Raw genomic sequence first — 20,647 nt, forward strand, 5'->3', positions numbered from 1 at the left:
GCGCGGTCAGCCGCGGAGCCGCTGCCCCTCGGCGACCACGCGTCGCGCGATCGCCGCCTCGTCGGCCCGCACCAGGCGGCCGTCCGCGACCACGTCGCGGCCGTGCACCAGCAGCCTCCGCAGGACCGGCAGGGAGCCCAGGCCGAGCGCCGCGACCGGGTCGGCGATCCCCGCGTGCTCGACCGCGCCGAGCTCCCACACGGCGATGTCGGCGAGCTTGCCGGGCTCCAGCGAGCCGATCTCGGCCTCGCGCCCCAGCACCCGGGCGCCACCGATCGTGGCGAGCCGCAGCGAGTCGCGCACCGACATCGCGCCGGCACCGTCGCGCAGGCGTGCCGCGAGCACCGCCTGGCGGATCTCGCCGCCCAGCCTCCCGTGCTCGTTGGAGGCGGCGCCGTCCACACCGAGCCCGACCGGCACGCCCGCGTCGACCATCGCGCGCACCGGAGAGATGCCGGCCGCGAGCCGGGCGTTCGAGGAGGGGCAGTGCGCGACCCCGGTGCCGGTGTCCGCGAAGCGCGCGACGTCGTGATCCGACATGTGGACGCAGTGCGCCATCCACACGTCGGCGCCGAGCCACCCCAGGTCCTCGAGGTAGTCCGTCGGGCCCAAGCCGAAGCGCTCCTGGCAGAAGGCCGCCTCCTCCACGGTCTCGGAGCCGTGCGTGTGGAGGCGTGCGCCCAGGTCGCGCGCGAGCGTGGCGGACTCGCGCAGCAGGTCGGAGGTGACGGAGAACGGGGAGCACGGTGCGATCGCGACGTGGACCATCGACCCGGGGCTCGCGTCGTGGTAGCGGGTGACGGCCGCGGCGGAGGCGGCCAGCGCATCGTCCGTCGTCTCGACCGCGAAGTCCGGCGGCAGCCCGCCGTCGGACTCGCCCAGGTCCATCGAGCCGCGCGTCGCCGTCAGGCGCAGGCCCAGGTCGTCGGCCTCGTGCACGATCGCGCCCACCAGGTCGCCCGCGCCCCGCGGGAACACGTAGTGGTGGTCGGCGACGGTGGTGCATCCGGAGCGCGCCAGCACGGCCATCGCGCCCGCGGCGGCGGCGCCCACCGAGTCGGCGTCGATCCGCGCCCACGTCGGGTACAGCGCGACCAGCCAGTCGAACAGGATCGCGTCCTGCGCCATCCCGCGGGTGAGCCACTGATAGAGGTGGTGGTGGGTGTTGACCAGGCCGGGGGTGACCAGGGCTCCGGAGGCGTCGATCCGGTCGGGGAAGGCGTCGCGGACGTCCGACGGCGCGGCGCCCTCGCCGAGGGCGATGATGCGGCCGTCGCGGACGGCGATCCAGCCGCGGGCGTGCTCGGTGCCCGCGGCGTCGACGGTCACGACGTGTCCGCCCTCGATGAGCATGCTGGGTGCCATCGCGTCAGCCTCCGGTCGCCGAGAAGTGCATCCAGTCGTCCAGATCGGTCCAGGTGCCGCCCCAGGTCCAGCCGAGCGCGGTGAAGTCGGCGATGGTCTGCTGCTGGGTCTCGATCATCCCGGGGCGCAGCCACTCGCGGTCGATGTAGGCCTCCGCCAGCTCGGGGAAGACGTACCCGTCGCGCACCCACGGGTTGTGGAACGGGTTGATGTCGACCGCGAGACCGCTGGCGTGCTGGCTCCACACCGAGAAGCCGCCGGTGACCTTGCGGCACTCGAAGGAGATGGTGACGTTGAGGTCGCCGTAGTGGGTGCCGTTGACCTCGTCCCACGTCGTGACGCGCATCTCCTCGATGGGGAAGCGGCGCTCGTACATCTTCTCGAACACCGAGACCAGCTCGTCGGCGTGCGCCGCGTTGGTGATCATCTCGCCGGTGTGGGGCTGCAGGTCGAAACCCCAGAACGTCATGACGATGTGCGAGAGCTCCTCGGGTGCGACCGGGCACTCCTCGCGCCAGCTCGAGCGCGCGAGCACGTCGGCGGGCACGGCGGTGACGGTGGCCGCCCACTCGTCCGTCTCAGGGTCCGGGTACGCGCCGGGCCGCGGCTCCAGGCGGCGGTCGCGCAGCTCCGCGGGCGTCTCGCCGGGGTCGCCCAGGTCGTTGTCGTTCTTCACCAGCGGCGTGGTGGCGAGCCACGCGGGACGCGCGAAGGGCGTCGCGGTCTCCGTGACGGTGGGGCCGGGGACGATGCTCGGCTCGGGTGTCGCGGTGACGGTCGCCGTCGCCGTCACGGTCGCCTGCGGGGCCGGGGTGATCATGCTGCATCCCGCGAGCGCGGCGATGGCGACGGCCAGGGCGGCGAGCGGGGCGGGACGCATGCGCACAGGGTAGCGGGGACGGATGTCCGGCAGATGGCGTGTGGGTGTCGGACCGTCGTGGTGGGATAGGGGGCGTGACCGACCCCCGCGCCCGCCATCAGCAGCTCGTCCAGGAGATCGAGGCGCACCGCCACGCCTACTACGAGCTCGCCGCTCCCACGGTCTCGGATGCCGGGTACGACGCGCTCGAGCGGGAGCTGCGGGACCTCGAGGCACACTGGCCCGAGCTCGTGACCCCGGAGAGCCCCACGCAGACGGTCGGCGGCACGGCCGCGATCGGCTTCGCGTCCGTCAAGCATCGCGAGCGGATGATGAGCCTCGACAACGCGTTCTCGGTCGAGGACGTCGCGGCGTGGTTCGCGCGGGTCGAGAAGGACGCGGGTCCCCAGCGGGTGGTCTGCGAGCCCAAGATCGACGGCCTGTCCATCTCTCTCACCTACGAGCGCGGCGCGCTGGTCCGCGGCGTCACCCGCGGCGACGGCACCACCGGCGAGGACGTGACGGCCAACGTCCTCACCATCGCGGGACTGCCGCGCCGGCTGGCGGGCGAGCACGTGCCCGCGCTGGTCGAGGTGCGCGGCGAGGTGTTCCTGCCGGTCGCTGCGTTCGAGGAGCTCAACGCCCGCCTGGTCGAGGACGGCAAGGCGCCGTACGCGAACCCGCGCAACACCGCGGCGGGGTCGCTCCGCCAGAAGGACGCGACTGTCACCGCGACCCGGCCGCTCGCCGTCACCACGTACGCCCTCGGCGCGCTCGACTGGGGGGCCGCGGAGCCCGACCCCCGCGCATCGTCCCAGCACGGCATCTACGAGGTGCTGGCGTCCTGGGGCCTGCCCGTGACCGAGCACGCCCGGGTGGTGGAGGGCCTCGACGCGGTCGAGGAGTACCTGCGGGACCTCGAGGCGAGGCGCCACGCGCTCGTGCACGAGATCGACGGTGCGGTGCTGAAGGTGGACGACCGGTCGGTGCAGGGCGCGCTCGGGTCGACCAGTCGGGCGCCGCGGTGGGCCATCGCCTACAAGTTCCCTCCGGAGGAGGTGCACACCACGCTCGAGGACATCCGCGTCGACGTCGGCCGGACGGGCCGGGTGACCCCGTACGGCGTGATGACGCCGGTGCTCGTCGCGGGATCGACCGTCACCTACGCGACCCTCCACAACGCTCACGAGGTCGCGCGCAAGGGCGTCATGATCGGCGACACGGTGGTGCTGCGGAAGGCGGGAGACGTCATCCCCGAGATCGTGGGCCCGGTGGTCGCGGCGCGCACCGGGGAGGAGCGGGCGTGGACCATGCCCGCGGAGTGCCCCTCGTGCGGCACCGCGCTGGTCGAGCAGAAGGAGGGCGACAAGGATCTGCGCTGCCCGAACTCCGAGGCGTGCCCGGCCCAGATCATCGACCGGATCGCCTTCATCGGCTCGCGCGGCGCGTTCGACGTCGAGGTGCTCGGGGAGAAGGCCGCGGCCGCGCTCGTGGAGTCCGGCGTGCTCGTCAACGAGGCAGGCCTCTTCTCGCTCACGGAGGACGACCTGCGGCGGGTGCCGCTCTTCACGTACGAGGTGGATGAGAAGCTCTCCCGACGTCAGCTCGAGGCCGGCGTGCAGGGGCGCAAGGCGGGCGACGTGTCCGCCAACGGGATGCGACTGCTCGAGAACCTCGGCGCGGCCCGGACGCAGCCGCTGTGGCGCGTGCTCGTGTCGCTGTCCATCCGCCACGTGGGTCCGACGGCCTCGCGCGCGCTCGCGACCGCCTTCGGGTCCATGGAGGCGATCCGCGGGGCCTCGGAGGAGGAGCTGGCCGCGGTCGACGGCGTCGGGCCGGTCATCGCGGAGTCGGTGCTCCAGTGGTTCACGGTGCCGTGGCACGTGGAGATCGTGGAGCGGTGGAGCGCGGCCGGGGTCCGCATGGAGGACGAGCGGGACGACTCGGTCGCGCGCACCCTCGAGGGGCTCACGATCGTCGCGACCGGCTCGCTCGAGGGCTTCACGCGCGACTCCGTGAAGGAGGCGATCATCTCCCGCGGAGGCAAGGCGGCGGGCAGCGTGTCGAAGAACACGGACTACGTGGTGCTCGGTGCGAACGCGGGCTCCAAGGCGGCCAAGGCCGAGGCGCTCGGCGTGCCGATGATCGACGAGGCCGCGTTCGTCCGCCTGCTTGAGGGCGGCCCCGCCGCTCTCGCCTGACACGGTGCTCTAGCAGGCCGGACGCGGCCCTCGGGTTTCGCCCTGCCGTAAGCGGTTGCGGCTATGTAGTCTGGAGATGAGGCCCAGCGGGGCCTCGTGGAGGAGCCATGGACGTCAGCATCATCATCGGCATCGTCGCCGGCGTGATCGTCCTCGCCGCCGTCGTGTGGGTCATCGTCTCCACGCTGCGTGCGAAGTCGACGCCGCCCGAGGATCCGGGCCGCGGGCCGACCGGCCAGAGCGAGGACCCGACCATCGGGACCCCCTCCGAGACCTCGACTCCCCATTGGGACCGCCGTCCCGAGGGCCGTGAGGGCCCCCTGTGACGTCGATCCGGGTGGTGGCTCCCGACGAGAAGTCACGACTGCAGGAGATCGGCGAGCTCACGGCGCTCGCGTACCTGGCGGACGGCCTGATCGACCACGCCCACCCCTACGTCCCGCAGCTGCGGGACGCCGAGGCCCGCGCGCGCCACGCCGACCTGCTCGCGATGTTCGACGGCCAGGACGGTGCGGGCTCGATCGTCGGCACCATCACCCTGGTGCCGCCGGGGAGCCCCTTCACGGAGCTCGCGCAGTCGGGCGAGTACGAGCTGCGGATGCTCGCGGTGTCGCCCATGGAGCGGGGTCGGGGGATCGGTCGCACCCTGGCCCGCGCCGCGATGGACCGGGCGGTCGAGCTCGGCGCCCAGCGCATCGTCCTGTCGACCATGGACACCATGCACGCCGCCCACCGGCTCTACGAGAAGATGGGCTTCGCGCGCCGGGAGGACCTCGACTGGGTGGTCGAGGACAACGCCGACGGCACCGTGTCGCGGCTCGACCCCGACGTCATCGCCACCGAGCCCTCGCGCGCCCAGGCCGGCGTGCGGCTGCTCGGCTACAGCTGGGAGCCGTAGGCCCCGGGCGGGTCCCGCCCACGCACTAGAATCGCCACCATGTCTTCCCTTGAGAGAAGCGATGTGGCGCGCCTCGCGGCGCTCGCCCGCATCGAGATGACCGACGCGGACCTCGACCGGCTCTCGGGCCAGCTCGCCGTGATCGTCGACGCCGTGGCCAAGGTGGCCGAGGTGGCCGGCGAGGACGTGCCCGCGACCAGCCACCCGATCCCCATGGCGAACATCCACCGCGCCGACGAGGTCCGCCCGTCGCTCGCGCAGGACGCCGCGCTGTCGGGGGCCCCGGAGGCCGAGGACGGCCGCTTCCGTGTGCCCCAGATCCTGGGGGAGGAGGCATGACCGCCGTGGACGCAGCCGCCCGCGACTGGACCCGTGCCACCGCCGCGGAGATGGCCGACGCCCTCGCCGCCGGCGAGGTGACCTCGGTCGCTCTCGTGCAGGCGCACCTCGACCGGATCGCCGCCGTGGACGGCGCGGACCCGTCGGAGGGTGTCCACGCGTTCCTGCACGTCAACGCCGAGGAGGCGCTCGCGACGGCGGCCGCCGTCGACGCCGACCGCGCCGCCGGCGTCGCGATGCCGCGCATGGCGGGCGTGCCGATCGCGGTCAAGGACGTCGTGGTGACGCAGGGCATGCCGTCGACCGCCGGCTCCCGCATCCTCGAGGGCTGGATCCCTCCCTACGACGCGACGGTGACGCGCAAGATCCGCGAGGCGCGGATGCCCATCCTGGGCAAGACCAACATGGACGAGTTCGCCATGGGGTCCTCCACCGAGCACTCCGGCTACGGCCCGACCCGCAACCCGTGGGACCTCGAGCGGATCCCGGGCGGCTCGGGCGGCGGCTCGGCCGCGGCGCTCGCGGCGTTCGAGGCGCCTCTCGCGGTCGGCTCCGACACGGGCGGCTCGATCCGCCAGCCCGCCTCGGTGACCGCGACCGTGGGCGTGAAGCCCACCTATGGCGGCGTGAGCCGCTTCGGCGCGATCGCCCTCGCCTCCTCCCTTGACCAGCTCGGTCCCTGCGGCCGCACCGTGCTCGACACGGCGCTGCTCCACGAGGTCATGGGCGGGCACGACGTCATGGACGCCACCTCGCTCGACGAGCCGGTGCCGGCCGTCGTCGAGGCCGCCCTCGCCGGCGCGGCCATGGACCTCACCGGCGTGAGGGTCGGAGTCGTCAAGGAGATCTCCGGCGAGGACGGCGGCTTCCAGGACGGCGTCAAGCAGCGGTTCGAGGAGTCGCTCGACCGGCTCCGGGCCATGGGTGCGGAGACCGTCGAGGTCTCCTGCCCGTCGTTCGAGTACGCGCTCGCCGCGTACTACGTGATCCTGCCTTCGGAGGCCTCCTCCAACCTCGCGAAGTTCGACTCGGTGCGGTTCGGCATGCGCGTCGAGAAGGAGACCATCGAGAAGACGATGCTCGCGACCCGTGCCGAGGGCTTCGGCGACGAGGTCAAGCGACGCATCATCCTGGGCACCTACGCGCTGAGCGCCGGCTACTACGACGCCTACTACGGCTCCGCGCAGAAGGTCCGCACGCTGGTGCAGCGGGACTTCGACGCGGCGTTCGCGCAGTGCGACGTGCTCGTGTCGCCCACGACGCCCACGACGCCGTTCAAGATCGGCGAGCGCATCGACGACCCGCTGGCGATGTACCTCAACGACGTCGCGACCATCCCCGCGAACCTCGCCGGCATCCCCGGCATGTCGCTGCCCGCAGGTCTTGCGCCCGAGGACGGGCTCCCGACCGGCTTCCAGATCCTCGCGCCCGCGCACGAGGACGCCCGCCTCTACAAGGTCGGTGCGGCGCTGGAGGCGTCGCTCGTGGCCGACTGGGGCGGCCCGCTGACCGCACAGGCTCCGGAGGTGGCCCAGTGACCACGATGACCTACGCGCAGGCGATGGACGAGTTCGACCCGGTCTTCGGCATCGAGGTCCACGTCGAGCTCAACACCAGGACGAAGATGTTCTGCGGCTGCGCGAACGAGTTCGGCGCGGAGCCCAACACCCAGGTCTGCCCGGTGTGCCTGGGCCTGCCCGGCGCGATGCCGGTGACGAACGAGAAGGCCGTCGAGTCGGCGATCCGGCTGGGCCTGGCGCTCGGCTGCTCGATCCGCGAGTCCTCGCGCTTCGCCCGGAAGAACTACTTCTACCCGGACCTCGCCAAGGACTACCAGATCTCGCAGTACGACGAGCCGACCTGCTACGAGGGCGCCCTCGACGTGGTGCTCGACGACGGCACCGTGGTCGAGATCGGCATCGAGCGTGCGCACATGGAGGAGGACGCCGGCAAGAACACCCACGTGGGTGGCACGGGCGGCATCCAGGGCGCCGACTACTCGCTGGTCGACTACAACCGCGGCGGCGTGCCCCTGGTCGAGATCGTCACCAAGCCGATCACCGGCATGGGCGACCGCACGGCCGAGGTGGCACGCGCCTACGTCGCGACCATCCGCGACATCGTGCGGGCGCTCGGGATCTCCGACGGCCGCATGGAGCAGGGTTCCGTCCGCGCCGACGTCAACCTCTCGCTGCGACCCAAGGCCGTGGCGGGGGAGTCGCAGGACGACGTCCCGTTCGGCAAGCGCTCCGAGACCAAGAACGTGAACTCGCTGCGTGCGATCGAGCGCGCGGTCCACTTCGAGGCGGCACGCCAGGCGTCGCTGCTGCTCGCCGGCCGACCGGTGGTGCAGGAGACCCGTCACTGGCACGAGGACACCTCGTCGACCACGCCGGGCCGCTCCAAGGAGGAGGCGGAGGACTACCGGTACTTCCCGGAGCCCGACCTGCTGCCGGTCCAGCCGGCCCGCGAGTGGGTCGAGGAGCTGCGCGGCACCATCCCCGAGCACCCCGCCAAGATGCGGGCGCGCCTCAGGGAGGAGTGGGGCTTCTCGGATCTCGAGATGCGCGACGCGGTCGCGGCGGACGCGCTGGGCCTCATCGCCTCCACCGTCGAGGCGGGCACCACCGCTCAGTCCGCCCGCAAGTGGTGGATGGGCGAGCTCTCGAGGGTCGCCAACGACCGCGAGGTGGCGCTCGGCGAGCTGCCGGTGACCCCGGCCGCGGTGGCGGAGCTCCAGGGCCTGGTCGACTCGGGCAAGATCAACGACAAGCTCGCGCGTCAGGCGCTCGAGGGCGTCCTCGCGGGCGAGGGCTCGCCCACGGAGGTGGTCGCGTCCCGCGGCCTCGAGGTCGTGTCGGACGACTCGGCGCTCGAGAAGGCCGTGGACGATGCGCTCGCCGCCCAGCCCGACGTCCTCGCCAAGATCCAGGACGGCAAGGTGCAGGCGGCCGGCGCCATCGTGGGGGCCGTGATGAAGGCGACCCGCGGCCAGGCCGACGCCGCGCGCGTGCGCGAGATCATCCTCCAGCGCGCGGGAGTCGAGGGCTGAGCCCCGGCTCGACCGGCCCACCTGGCCCCGCCGAATCCCGACTGCAGAGCGAGCACCCATGCTGACCGAGACCCCCGTGAGCCGCGCGGCCCGCGGGGGTCTCGACGCATCGGTGCCCATCGCTGCGCTCACGTTCGACGACGGCCCCAACGGCGCCGACACGCTCCGCCTGCTCGACCACCTGCGCGAGCGGCGCATCCGGGCGGTGTTCGCGGTCATCGGGGAGAACATCCTCGCGCCGGGCGGGGGCGACCTTCCCTCGGGCGCCGAGGTGCTGCGCCGCATCGTCGCCGACGGCCATGTGCTCTGCAACCACGGCATGTCCGACACGGACATGGGGGAGTGGGACGCGTTGACCGTGCGCGACGATCTCCTGAAGGTGCTCGACGTGATCGAGCAGGCGGCGGGTGACGCGGTGCCGGTGCCCTACTGGCGCGCGCCCCGCGGATCCTGGGGCGTCACCGCCCCCGTCGCGACCAGGCTCGGCATGCAGCCGCTCGCGGTCACCGGCACGATCGGCGACTGGGAGGAGCAGGACCCCGCGGTGCTCGCCTCCCGGCTGCGGGTCGCCATGGAGCCCGGCGCCGTGGTGCTCGCCCACGACGGTGGTGGCGATCGCGCGGGAACCATCGACGCGGTCATCGAGGTGGTGGACGAGCGCCTCGCCGACGGCTGGCGCTTCGTGCTCCCCGAGATGCCGTAGAGGGCTCTCGCTCGCGGCTGGCTGGACCTTCAGCACCTACCGGTCCGTGCCCGGGTGGCGACACACGCCACGACCGCGAGCGTCGCACCTGGCAGATGGCTCGAGGGTTGCGCTGGCCCGAGATGAGATCGAGCCGGTAGGTGCCCAGCGACCACCTACCCGACCTCCACCACCGGCAGCCGCGGCTCCTCTCCCGTGAGCCGGTGCACCGGCCCGACCAGGTCCACGGTCGCGGTGGCGCGGCGCCGCTCGCTCGTCCCCGTCCACAGCTCCACCTCGCCCGGCTCGACCACGCGCGCGAGATCCACGCCGGAGAACGCCAGCCGGGACGTCGGCACCCGGAATCGGACGATTCGCGACTCTTCGGGCGCGAGCGGCACCCGGGCGTACGCGAGCAGCTGGGCGACGGGCCGAGGCAGCGAGGCGCGCACGTCGCGCCCGTAGAGCTGCACCACCTCGGTGCCGGCGCGCGCGCCGGTGTTCACCACCGAGACCTCCACCTCGATCCAACCGTCGGTCGCCGCGGGCCCCGCCACGCCGAGCTCCTCGTGCGAGAAGGCCGTGTACGACAACCCGTGCCCGAACTCGGCGGCGGGCGTCGGATCCACATGCGTCACCTCGGTCGCACCGCCCAGGCGGCTGTGCAGGTAGGTGTACGGCTGGGCGCCCGCGGAGCGCGGCAGCGTGATCGGGAGCCTCCCGGACGGGTTCACGTCGCCGGCGAGCACCGCCGCCAGGGCCCCGCCCCCCTCCTCCCCGGGGAAGTACGCCTGGACCACGGCCGCGCATCGTTCCATGGCCCAGCCCAGGGCGTACGGCCGCCCGGTCAGGGCCACCAGCACCACCGGGGTGCCCGTCTCGAGCACGGCCTCGACGAGCGCGCGCTGGACTCCGGGCAGCTCGAGCGAGTCCGCGTCGCAGCCCTCGCCCACCGTGCCGCGTCCGAACAGGCCGGCGTGGTCGCCCACGGCGATCACCGCCACGTCGGCGCCGCGCGCCGCCTCGACGGCCGCGTCGAATCCGGATCGATCGGGGTCGGACACCCCGCAGCCCCGCGCGACGGTGACGGGCGCCTCCCACCGCGCGGCGAGGGCCGCCGCCATGGTCGGCGCCTCGATCCCCATCGCGACGCCCGGCCGCTGGGCGAGCACGTGGTTCACGAACGAGTAGCACCCGAACAGCGCCTGCGCCCGGTCCGCGTTGGGGCCGATCACGGCCACGCGCGAGGCCGGCGACAGCGGCAGGGTGCCGTCGTTGGAGACCAGCACGATCGACTCCTCCGCCAGCGCTCGGGCCACGGCACGATGCTCCGGAGAGTCCAGGTCCACGCCGCCGGGGGGCGCCCCGGCGAAGTCGCGGTCGAGCAGCCCCAGCCGCTCCTTCTGCGCGAGCACGCGCACGACGGACCGGTCCACCAGCTCCTCGGGCACGGAACCCGCGCGCACGGCCGCCGCGAGCGGCCCGAGGTACGCATCGCCCGTGGGCAGCTCGACATCGACGCCTGCCGCCAGCGCCATCGAGGCGGCCTCGCCCAGGTCGGCGGCCACGTCGTGCAGCACGTGCAGGAAGGCCACGCCGAAGTAGTCCGCGACCACCACGCCGTCGAAGCCCCACTCGTCGCGCAGCAGCGCGGTGAGCAGCCGCCGGTCCGCGACCGAGGGCACCCCGTCGACCGCCGTGTACGCGTGCATCACCGCCCGCGCTCCACCATCCTTCACCGCCATCTCGAACGGCGGCAGCACCGTGTCCGCGAGCTCGCGCGGGCCCATCGACACCGGCGCGAAGTTCCGCCCGGCCGCCGAGGCCGAGTAGCCGGCGAAATGCTTGAGCGTCGCGTCGACGCCGGCCGACTGGAGCCCGCGGACGTACGCCGTCCCGATCGACCCCACCAGCAGCGGGTCCTCGGAGATCGCCTCCTCGGTGCGCCCCCAGCGGGGATCCCGCACCACGTCGAGCACGGGCGCGAGCCCCTGGTGGATCCCCAGCGCCGCCATGGACGAGCCGATCAGCGCGCCCATCCGCTCGACCAGCGCATCGTCGAAGCTCGCGCCCCACGCGGGCGGCGACGGGAACGTCGCCGCCTTCCAGGCCGCCAGCCCGGTGAGGCACTCCTCGTGCACGATCGCGGGGATGCCCAGGCGCGTCCCGGTCACCAGGGCGCGCTGGCGCTCCCACAGCCAGGCCGCGCGCTCGTCGGGCTCGACGGGGTTGGTCCCGTAGGCGCGGGTGATCTGCCCGAGGCCGTGCCGCATGGCCTCGCCCGCGCCGCCGGTCGAGGACAGCTCCCCCTGGAGCGGCGCGACCGAGTCGCCCTCCTCGCCCTCCCAGAAACCCACCAGCTGGGCGAGCTTCTCCTCGAGAGTCATCTCCGCGAGCAGCGCGGCGACGCGAGGGGACACGGGTACGGCGACGGCGGTGGTCACGGCGCTCACCCCTTCACCGCGCCCGACAGGCCGCCCACGATCCGCTTCTCCATCAGCGTGAAGAACGCGAGGGCGGGCAGCATCGCCACGGATGTGAACGCAAGGATCGCGGCCGTGTCCGACGAGTACTGCGAGGAGAACCGCGCGACGCCGAGCGGCAGCGTGTACGAGTCGGGCGAGGTCAGCACCAGCAGCGGCATCAGGTAGGCGTTCCAGCTCGCGACGAACTGCAGCACGCCCACGGTCACCATCGCGGGCACCGCCAGCGGCAGCAGGATCCGGAAGAAGAACCCGACCCTCGTGGTGCCGTCCACGAACGCGGCCTCCTCCAGCTCGCGCGGGATCGCCTTGAGGAACGGCCGCAGGATGATCACCGTGATGGGCAGCGCGAACGCGACCTGGGGGATGATCACGCCCCAGTGCGTGCCCAGCAGGTGGAGGTCGCGCAGCTGCAGGTACAGCGGCAGGATCGCGACGCCGATGGGGAACAGCAGGCCCAGCACGAACACCAGGTAGAGCGCCTCGCGCCCGCGGAAGCGGTAGCGGGCCAGCGGATACGCGGCCATGGTGCCCGTGATGATCACGCCGGCGGTCGTGCCGACCGCGATCAGCGTCGAGTTGAGCACCTGCTGCCAGAAGTCGCCGGAGCTCAGCACCCTCCCGTAGTTGGACAGCACCCACGGGTCGGGCAGCGCGGTGGGGGCGGAGGCGATCTGGCCGTTGGTCCGGAAGCCGGAGGTGATGACGTACAGCACGGGGACGATCGTCACCGCGATCACCGCCAGGACGATCACGTACTGCAGGATGGTGCTCGCGCGCAGCGGCGCGCGGCGGGACGATGCGGCGGCCGGGGGCGTCGGCGGGGTCGCGGGCGCGGGGCGGTCGGCGAGGGCGGTCATGTCACGCCTCCCTGTCGTCGGACGAGGTGTTGTCGGAGCGGAGCACGAAGCGGATGTAGACCAGCGCCGCGACGAAGCTGATGGCGAAGAGGATGACGGCGACGGCCGAGCCGTAGCCGAACTGCGAGCGTTCGAAGCCCTGCTGGATCATGTAGGTCGCCATGGTGTGCGAGGACCCGGCCGGTCCGCCGTTGGTCATCACCTTGACCATGTCGAACAGCTGGAGCGAGCCGATCACGGACACGAACGCCCAGATGCGGATGGTGGGGCCGAGCAGCGGGATGGTGATGCGCCGCTGGATCTGCCACCACGAGGCGCCGTCGATCGCGGCGGCCTCCTCGAGCTCGGGGTTGATGCCCTGCAGGCCCGCGAGGAACAGGATGATCGCGAAGCCGATGTACTTCCAGCTGATCACCAGCAGCAGGGTCCACAGCACCACGTCGGTGTCCGCGAGCCATAGGGGCCGCGGGCTGTCGACGCCGAGGGTCTGCAGCAGCCCGTAGACGGGGGAGAGCGCCCAGTCGACCAGCCCGTGCGGCTGAAGCATCAGCGTGAACATCACGCCGGCGATGACCTCGGACAGCACGTAGGGCACGAAGATCAGCAGCCGGAACGCGCCACGGCCGCGCATCCTGCGGTTCATGAGCAGCGCGACGCCCAGGGCGATCGGCAGCTGCACCGCAATCGAGCCGACCACGAAGAACAGGTTGTTGCGCAGGGCGCGCAGGAAGTCGTCGTCGGTGAGCGCCCGCGTGTAGTTGTCGAGGCCGATGAACTTGGTGAGCTCCTCGATCCCGTTCCAGTTGTAGAGGCTGTAGTACCCGGCGCGAGCCACGGGCACCAGCACGAAGATGATGAACAGCAGCAGCGCGGGGGCCACGAAGACCCCGATCTCGAGCCACTTGCGGGCGGTCTGGGCGCGCCGCGCGGGGGCGGCCTTCGTGGACGGCTCGTGCGAGCCGTCCACGAAGGCCGCTGCGCGACCCGGCGTCTCCGTCATGGTCACGGCGATCCCTGCTCGAGGGTCAGCCGTTGTCCGCGGCGGCCTGCATGGCAGCCGGGATGTCGGCGGCCGAGGCCTGACCGGAGAACATGGCCTCGACGGTGTCGTTGAGCGCACCACCCACGTTCGGCCCGAAGCCGATGTCCATCCACAGCTGGACGTAGGCGGCGTCGGACGCGACCTCGATCTGCTCCTGGGTGGTCGGCTGGGAGACGCCGGCGGCAGCGGCCGGGATGACGGGGACGCCGCCCACGATCTCCGCGAAACGGGTCTGCACGTCCTCGGAGAGGATGTACTTCAGCAGGTCCACGCACGCGGTCGGAGCGTCGACGTAGCAGGAGAAGCCGTCGCCTCCGCCCATGGCTGCGGTCGGGTCGCCCGCGCCCTCGACCTCGGGGAACGGGAACCAGTCGAGGTCCGCCGTCAGCGCGTCGGGGTCGTCGACCAGGCCCGTCATGACGAACACGTTCCAGTGGCCCATGAGCTCCATCGCGGCGTTGCCGGTGGCCACCAGGCCCGCGGAGCTGGACGCGCCCTGCTGGGCCGACGTGCCCGCGAAGCCCTCCTGGAACGGCTCGGCCGCGAGCAGCTCCTCGACCTTCTCGCCTGCCGTGACGAAGCACGGGTCGGAGAAGTCGCCGTTCGCGCCCGCCTCGTTGATGGTGTCGAGCGTGCACGAGCGCAGGGCGAAGTTGAACCACCAGTGCGCGGCGGGCCACTGGTCCGCGGCGCCGACGGCGATCGGGGTGACGCCTGCGGCCTTGAGCTTGTCGACCGCGGCGTACAGGTCGTCCATCGTGGACGGCTCCTCCGTGATGCCGGCCTGCTCGAACAGCGACGGGCGATACCAGATGCCCTCGATGCCGAACTGGAAGGGCAGGCCGTAGTAGGTGCCGTCGACGCTCCACGGGGCGGCGGTGCCGCCGATCGCGGCGAGCTCGTCGTCGACCAGGCCGGTGAGGTCCATCAGGTGACCGGCCTCCGCCTGCTGCGCCATCTCCCCGCCGCCCCACTGCTGGAACAGCGACGGGGCGTCGCCGGACTGGAGGGCGACCGCGATGCGGGTCGAGACGTCCTCGTTCTGGATCGCCTCGATCTCGACGGTGACGTTCGGGTTGGCCGCCTCGAACTCGTCCGCGACGGTCTGCCAGAAGCTGTTGAGCGGGTCCTCGGTGCCGTTGTGCCACCAGGTGAGGGTGACGGGGCCGTCACCGTCGGGGGAGTCGGACGAGCCGGTGCTCGCGTCTCCCGAGCTGCATGCGGCGAGCAGCACCGCCGCCGTGGTGGCGAGCGCCGCTGCCGCGCCTGTGCGCCTGCGAACCTTCATGTATCCGGGTCCTCTCTGTCCTCGTTGACATCTCCGGTGCTGTCGAGTCTGTGGCCGGTCCCAGGCATCGTCAAACGTTTTCGACAACGTTTTCGTTTCCGTGACAATCCTGTTACCATCGCCGCCATGGAGCCCGAGGGAAGGGTCAAGCTCGCCGACGTCGCCGAGCTCGCCGGCGTGTCGATCGCGACCGTGTCGAAGGTGGTGAACGGCCGCTACGGGGTGGCCGCGCACACGGTGGCGCGGGTGCGCCGAGCGATCGACGAGCTCGCCTACGTGCCGAACCTGTCCGCCTCGAGCCTGCGGTCGAAGAGCACCGGGGTGCTCGGCTTCCTGGTGGCGGACTTCGAGCCCTACGCCGCCGAGCTGATGAAGGGCGCCGCGCGCGCGGCGCACGGCACCCAGTACGAGCTGATCGCCCACGCGGGCGGCTGGTCACCGGGGTGGGAGCGACGCTCCCTGGCCCGCATGGGCGGCACCCTGGTCGACGGTGCGGTGGTCGCCACGCCCACCGTGCAGCACGCCTCGACCGCGATCCCTGTGGTCGCCGTGGACCCGCACTACGGCCCGAACCAGGTCCCGACCATCGACTCCGACACCTTCGAGGGCGCCCGGGAGGGCACCGCGTACCTGCTGTCGCTCGGGCATCGTCGCGTCGCCTTCATCGGCGGCCGCAAGGACCTGGGGACGTCCCGCCTGCGCGAGGCGGGCTTCCGCGCCGCGATGAAGTCCGCCGGCGTCCCCGTCGACGAGTCGCTGATCGCGTACGCCCGCTACGAGCCGCAGCTCGCCGGCGAGGCGGCGCGCGCGATGCTGGGGGTGGCGCGCCCGCCGACCGCGATCTTCGTCTCCAACGACGTGATGGCGATCCGCGTGATCGAGGTCGCCCAGTCGCTGGGGGTGCTGGTGCCGGAGGACCTCTCCGTGCTCGGCTTCGACGACGTCCCCGAGGCCTCGATGGTGCCGCGCGGGCTCACCACGGTGCGCCAGCCGCTCCAGGCGATGGGCTTCGCCGCGATGGAGATGCTGCTACGCCTCCTGCGGGGGGAGCCCGGGAGCGAGCACGTGCGGATGCCGACCGAGCTGATCGTGAGGGGGACGTGCGCGCCGCCGCGCAGCGTGTGATCCCCGCTCCGCTGCGCCCGCGGAGTGCATCGCGCGACGGTTCCAGCCCGATGCGTCGCGCGGTGCACTCACAGCGCGCGCCGGTGCGGCGGGGCAGCGCTTGACCTTCCCGTCCGCTGGAAGGAATAACGTGCGGAGGCGTTGACTCTTCCAGGAGGTCCCCATGAGCCACGAGCACGGCCGCGACACCATGACCGCGGATCACGACCACGACCACGACGCCCACCACGGCCACGACATGAGCGGCGAGGAGCCGCACGGCGACCACGGCAAGGGTGGTCACGAGATGACCGGCCACGAGCACCATGGCACCGACCACAGCGGCCACGCGATGGTGTTCAAGCGCCTGTTCTGGTGGAACCTGCTGCTCGCCATCCCCGTGATGGCGACCAGCACCATGGTCGAGGGCTGGTTCGGCTACGACCTCCCTGGCAGCGCCTGGATCCCGCCGATCCTCGGCACCGTCATCTACCTGTGGGGCGGGTGGCCGTTCCTCAGCATGGCCTGGCGCGACGAGATCACCGTCCGCCGACCCGGCATGATGACGCTCATCTCGCTCGCCATCACGGTCGCGTTCGGCGCCTCGCTCGCCGCGACGTTCGGCGTCGGCGACTTCAACTTCTGGTGGGAGCTCGCCGGCCTGATCGTCATCATGCTGCTGGGGCACTGGCAGGAGATGAAGGCGGTCGGCCAGGCGCGCGGCGCCCTGGCCGCCCTGGCCGAGCTGCTCCCGGACGATGCGGAGCGCGTCTCCGGCGACGGCGACGCCACCGAGCACGTCAGCATCGGCGACCTGGTCGAGGGCGACGTCGTGATCGTCCGCCCCGGCGGTCGGATCCCCGCCGACGGCGACATCGTCCGCGGCGACGCGAGCGTCGACGAGTCGATGATCACCGGCGAGTCCGCGCCCGTCGCCAAGGCCCAGGGCGACCGAGTGGTCGCCGGCACCGTCGCCACCGACGGCTCCCTCCGGATCGAGGTGACCGCGACCGGTGACGGCACCGCGCTCGCCGGCATCCAGCGCATGGTCGCGGACGCGCAGAACAGCCGCTCCGGCACCCGTCGCCTCGCCGACCGCGCCGCCGCGTGGCTGTTCTGGATCGCGCTCGGCGCCGCCGCGATCACGCTGCTCGTGCACGCGGTGCTCGGGGACCTCGGCGGCGGCCTGACCGCCGCGGTGTCGGTCCTCGTGGTCGCGTGCCCCCACGCGCTCGGCCTCGCCATCCCGCTGGTCATCGCCATCTCGACCGCGCAGAGCGCCAAGCACGGCATCCTCATCAAGGACACCGCCGCGCTCGAGGCGATGCGTACCGTCGACTCCGTCCTGTTCGACAAGACCGGCACGCTCACCGAGGGGTCCCACCAGCTCACCGGCGTCGCGACCGTCGACGGCTGGGAGGACGATGCGGTGCTCGCGCTCGCGGCGGCCGTCGAGTCCGAGTCGGAGCACCCCATCGGGCGCGCGGTGGTCGCCGCCGCGAAGGATCGCGGCCTCGACATCCCTGCGCCGAGCGACGTCGACACGGTTCCCGGGAAGGGCGTGAGGGCCGCCGTGGACGGGCAGGAGGTCGCGGTCGGTGGCCCCGCGCTGCTCGAGGAGCTGGGCGTCGAGGCGCCGGGCGGCCTGGACGATGCTGCGGACGCCTGGCGTGAGAAGGGCGGCGCGGTCCTGCACGTGGTGGTCGACGGCACGGTGATCGGCGCGTTCACGACCGCCGACCCCGTACGTCAGGAGTCCCGCGCGGCAGTCGACGCCCTGCACTCGCGCGGCGTCGAGGTCGCCCTCATCACCGGAGACGCGCGATCCGTCGCGGACGCGGTCGCGGGCACCCTCGGCATCGACGACGTGTTCGCGGAGGTCCTGCCGGACGACAAGGACCAGGCGGTCGAGGACCTGCAGGGCACGGGCAAGCGGGTCGCGATGGTCGGCGACGGGGTGAACGACGCGCCGGCCCTCGCGCGCGCCGACGTGGGGCTAGCGATCGGCGCGGGCACGGACGTCGCCATGGAGGCCGCGGGCGTGGTGCTCGCGAGCTCCGACCCGCGCGGCGTGCTCGGCGTCATCGAGCTCTCGCGCGCGACCTACCGGAAGATGCGCCAGAACCTGGTGTGGGCCACCGCCTACAACGTCATCGCCATCCCCATCGCGGCGGGTGCGCTCGCGCCGCTCGGCATCACCATGCCGCCGGCGATCGCCGCGATCGCGATGAGCCTGTCGACCATCGTCGTCGCGCTGAACGCGCAGCTGCTGCGTCGGGTCGAGCTCGACGGCGACGTGCTCGCACCCAAGCGCTCCGACTGGGCACGCTGACGGCCGACGCTCCGCACCTACCGGCGGGCTCACGGCGGTGGCTGCACATTGCTGCGCAGCGTCATCCCTGCTAGATCGGTGCCGGCTGGCAAGCCCGGGGGTGACGGGTCGCGGCGGTAGGTGCGCAGCGTCCGGGACGGGCGGCGTCAGCCGAGGACGCCGACGCCGATCATCGCGTACACCATCAGCGCGATCGCCACCCCGGTGGCGACCAGCACGGGCATCCCGTAGCCGAGCCAGAGCGCGATGATCGCCGACTTGCGGTTCGAGGCGCTGCCCGAGCGCTGCCGGCGGAGGCTGACGTGGCCCATGGCGATCGCGAGGGGGAACAGCAGCACCGCGGCGGCGGCGAGGGCGGCCTTCGCGATCCAGTCGTCGCGGTGGAGCGGATGCACGCCCAGGTACGGGTGGTAGCCGTGCGGCAGCTCCGGGTGCCCGACGTAGCCGAGCTCGTCCTTGTAGGTCATGACGCCCTCCCCAGGCCAGGCGCCGGGGGGCGCCCGATGGGAGCAGGGTAGACCCGTCGCGGTCTCGGCGGAAGGGTGCACACAGGACGAAGCCCTCGCGACCCCACAGAAAAGGAAAAGGAAGAGGACGCGAGGGCTCCGCCGGGACAATGCTACGGCGTCGGAACTACCCCTCCTGGGACCCGAGGCCCTTCAGCAGGAGCGTCTGGGCGACGATCATCCTCTCGATCTCCTCCGGGTCCACGCTCTCGTCCGAGGCGTGGATCCGGGAGCCGGCCATGTCCTCGGGTCCCCACAGGACGAACTCCGCCCGCGGAGCCACCCCGCGCAGGGTCTCGAGCAGCGGGATCGACCCGCCCGAGCCGACCTCGGACACCGCTCGGCCGAACGCCGCCTCCATCGCTCGCTGCGCGGCGGTGACCAGCGGCCCGTCGGTGGAGCACAGGAACGGGGGCGCTGTCTTGTTCGGCACCACCTCGACCTGGGCGCCCCAGGGAGCATGGCTCTCGAGATGGGCGACCAGCGCGGCCAGCTCGGCCTTCGGGTCCGTGCCGGGGACGATGCGCATCGACACCTTCGCGCTCGCGGCCGGATGGATCACGTTGGAGGAGTCCGCGATCGAGGTGATGTCGACCCCGATCGCGTTGATGGAGGGCTTGGCCCACAGCCGGTCGCCGATGCGTCCCGTGCCGATGGTCTCGACACCCGGGAGCAGCGCGGCGTCCGCGCGGAACTGCTCCTCGCTGACGGACGTCCCCGGCCACGTGCCGCCGGTGACCCCGGCGACGGCCACGTCCCCCGCATCGTCCACCAGGGTCGACAGGAGGCGGGCGAGCGCCATCATCGCGTCGGGCGCGGCGCCGCCGAAGACGCCCGAGTGGAGCGGGTGGTCGAGCGTGCGGACCGTGACCGTGCACGACACGTCGCCGCGCAGGCCCGTGGTCAGCACGGGCTCGCCGACCACCAGGTTGCCCATGTCGGTGATGACGAAGAGGTCGCAGTCGAACAGGTCGGGGTGAGCCTCGACGAACTCCTCCAGGTTGCTCTCCGTCTCCTCCATCCCCTCGAGGATGATCCGGAGGGTGACGGGAGGCTTCCCGCCGAGGGCGCGCAGGGTGCCGAGGTGGGTGACGATGCCCGACTTGTCGTCGGCGGCTCCGCGGCCGTAGATGCGACCGTCGTCCTTGCGCGTCGCGGTGAACGGCTCGGTGGTCCAGCCCTGGCTGACGGCGGCCGGCTGCACGTCGTAGTGGGCGTAGAGCACCACCACGGGGGCGCCGGGCGGGCCGGGGATCTCGCCGTAGATGGGCGGGTGGCCCCAGGGGACGTCCATGAGCTCGGCGTTCGCGAAGCCGGCCTCGCGCACCAGCTCGAGGGTGCGCCGCGCCATGCGCTGGACGGGCTCCTCGGGGTAGCCGGGGAAGGCGATCGAGGGGATCGCGATGAGCTCCTCGAGGTCCGCGATGACGCCGGGCATGAGCCCCTGGACGGTGGCGATGATGTCGTCTGAAGTCACCCGATCGATGCTACCGACCGCGCCGACCGCCCCTCTCTCTCCTCCCGCCCCCGGACAGTCCGCACGGATCTCGACGCGACACGCCGCGCATGGCGGCGGCTACGGGGTCGACACGCCGCAGACCCGGGACCAGCTCCGTGCGGACTGTCCAGGGAGGGG

The 20,647-nt window shown here is 72.4% G+C and carries 17 protein-coding genes; 9 read left to right on the forward strand and 8 right to left on the reverse strand.

The features are described from left to right. Window positions 1–6: 6 nt before the first annotated feature. Together QQX10_RS12175 and QQX10_RS12180 are read right to left on the reverse strand one after the other, a co-directional pair. Entirely contained in the window at window positions 7–1,365 is a 1,359-nt protein-coding gene (locus tag QQX10_RS12175) for an 8-oxoguanine deaminase (protein ID WP_301121105.1), read from the reverse strand. Window positions 1,366–1,369: 4 nt separating this feature from the next. Further along, on the reverse strand, window positions 1,370–2,245 hold the full coding sequence (locus QQX10_RS12180; protein WP_301121107.1) for a M15 family metallopeptidase: 876 nt from the start codon (window positions 2,243–2,245) through the stop codon (window positions 1,370–1,372). 74 nt (window positions 2,246–2,319) lie between these two features. On the opposite strand from QQX10_RS12180, the gene ligA reads away from it, so the two are divergent. The 7 genes from ligA to QQX10_RS12215 all read left to right on the forward strand — a co-directional run bounded on the left by ligA (window position 2,320) and on the right by QQX10_RS12215 (window position 9,417). Further along, window positions 2,320–4,425 (forward strand): NAD-dependent DNA ligase LigA, encoded by a 2,106-nt coding sequence (gene ligA / locus QQX10_RS12185; protein ID WP_301121109.1) that lies wholly within the window; start codon window positions 2,320–2,322, stop codon window positions 4,423–4,425. Between the two features lie 107 nt (window positions 4,426–4,532). Beyond that, window positions 4,533–4,751 (forward strand): hypothetical protein, encoded by a 219-nt coding sequence (locus QQX10_RS12190; RefSeq protein WP_301121111.1) that lies wholly within the window; start codon window positions 4,533–4,535, stop codon window positions 4,749–4,751. Beyond that, a complete protein-coding gene (locus tag QQX10_RS12195; RefSeq protein WP_301121113.1) occupies window positions 4,748–5,323 on the forward strand; it encodes a GNAT family N-acetyltransferase in 576 nt (191 codons plus the stop codon). The genes QQX10_RS12190 and QQX10_RS12195 overlap by 4 nt, the downstream gene beginning before the upstream one ends. Before the next feature lie 39 nt (window positions 5,324–5,362). Continuing rightward, on the forward strand, window positions 5,363–5,662 hold the full coding sequence (gene gatC / locus QQX10_RS12200; RefSeq protein ID WP_301121115.1) for an Asp-tRNA(Asn)/Glu-tRNA(Gln) amidotransferase subunit GatC: 300 nt from the start codon (window positions 5,363–5,365) through the stop codon (window positions 5,660–5,662). Beyond that, complete coding sequence (gene gatA / locus QQX10_RS12205; protein ID WP_301121117.1) at window positions 5,659–7,200, forward strand: Asp-tRNA(Asn)/Glu-tRNA(Gln) amidotransferase subunit GatA; 1,542 nt, start codon at window positions 5,659–5,661, stop codon at window positions 7,198–7,200. The genes gatC and gatA overlap by 4 nt, the downstream gene beginning before the upstream one ends. Before the next feature lie 5 nt (window positions 7,201–7,205). Beyond that, window positions 7,206–8,714: an Asp-tRNA(Asn)/Glu-tRNA(Gln) amidotransferase subunit GatB gene (gene gatB / locus QQX10_RS12210; RefSeq protein WP_301121237.1), complete on the forward strand. Its 1,509-nt coding sequence runs from the start codon at window positions 7,206–7,208 to the stop codon at window positions 8,712–8,714. Window positions 8,715–8,772: 58 nt separating this feature from the next. Continuing rightward, window positions 8,773–9,417, forward strand: a complete 645-nt coding sequence (locus QQX10_RS12215) for a polysaccharide deacetylase family protein (protein ID WP_301121119.1) — start codon at window positions 8,773–8,775, stop codon at window positions 9,415–9,417. A gap of 155 nt (window positions 9,418–9,572) precedes the next feature. Here QQX10_RS12215 and QQX10_RS12220 read toward each other — a convergent pair whose 3' ends face one another. The 4 genes from QQX10_RS12220 to QQX10_RS12235 are packed head-to-tail and all read right to left on the reverse strand — an operon-like array spanning window position 9,573 to window position 15,069. Further along, window positions 9,573–11,849 carry a beta-xylosidase/alpha-l-arabinosidase gene (locus QQX10_RS12220; RefSeq protein WP_500861481.1) on the reverse strand — a complete coding sequence of 759 codons (2,277 nt, stop codon included), beginning with the start codon at window positions 11,847–11,849 and terminating at the stop codon, window positions 9,573–9,575. Next, window positions 11,846–12,739 (reverse strand): carbohydrate ABC transporter permease, encoded by an 894-nt coding sequence (locus QQX10_RS12225; protein WP_301121121.1) that lies wholly within the window; start codon window positions 12,737–12,739, stop codon window positions 11,846–11,848. The genes QQX10_RS12220 and QQX10_RS12225 overlap by 4 nt, the downstream gene beginning before the upstream one ends. Window position 12,740: 1 nt before the next feature. After that, entirely contained in the window at window positions 12,741–13,739 is a 999-nt protein-coding gene (locus QQX10_RS12230) for a carbohydrate ABC transporter permease (protein ID WP_301121241.1), read from the reverse strand. Between the two features lie 25 nt (window positions 13,740–13,764). Next, window positions 13,765–15,069, reverse strand: coding sequence for an extracellular solute-binding protein (locus QQX10_RS12235; RefSeq protein WP_301121123.1), 1,305 nt, complete (start codon window positions 15,067–15,069; stop codon window positions 13,765–13,767). 126 nt (window positions 15,070–15,195) lie between these two features. Here QQX10_RS12235 and QQX10_RS12240 point away from each other — a divergent pair, with 126 nt between their 5' ends. Next, a complete protein-coding gene (locus tag QQX10_RS12240; protein ID WP_301121126.1) occupies window positions 15,196–16,194 on the forward strand; it encodes a LacI family DNA-binding transcriptional regulator in 999 nt (332 codons plus the stop codon). Between the two features lie 163 nt (window positions 16,195–16,357). Continuing rightward, window positions 16,358–18,505: a heavy metal translocating P-type ATPase gene (locus tag QQX10_RS12245; protein WP_301121128.1), complete on the forward strand. Its 2,148-nt coding sequence runs from the start codon at window positions 16,358–16,360 to the stop codon at window positions 18,503–18,505. A gap of 146 nt (window positions 18,506–18,651) precedes the next feature. Here the strand turns inward: QQX10_RS12245 and QQX10_RS12250 are convergent, their stop codons facing one another. Together QQX10_RS12250 and QQX10_RS12255 are read right to left on the reverse strand one after the other, a co-directional pair. Next, a complete protein-coding gene (locus QQX10_RS12250) occupies window positions 18,652–18,972 on the reverse strand; it encodes a hypothetical protein (protein WP_301121129.1) in 321 nt (106 codons plus the stop codon). A 166-nt stretch (window positions 18,973–19,138) separates the two neighbouring features. Next, window positions 19,139–20,488 (reverse strand): M20/M25/M40 family metallo-hydrolase, encoded by a 1,350-nt coding sequence (locus QQX10_RS12255; protein WP_301121131.1) that lies wholly within the window; start codon window positions 20,486–20,488, stop codon window positions 19,139–19,141. Window positions 20,489–20,647 lie beyond the last annotated feature (159 nt).

This window comes from Demequina lignilytica, from assembly GCF_030418305.1.
Lineage (GTDB): Bacteria > Actinomycetota > Actinomycetes > Actinomycetales > Demequinaceae > Demequina > Demequina lignilytica.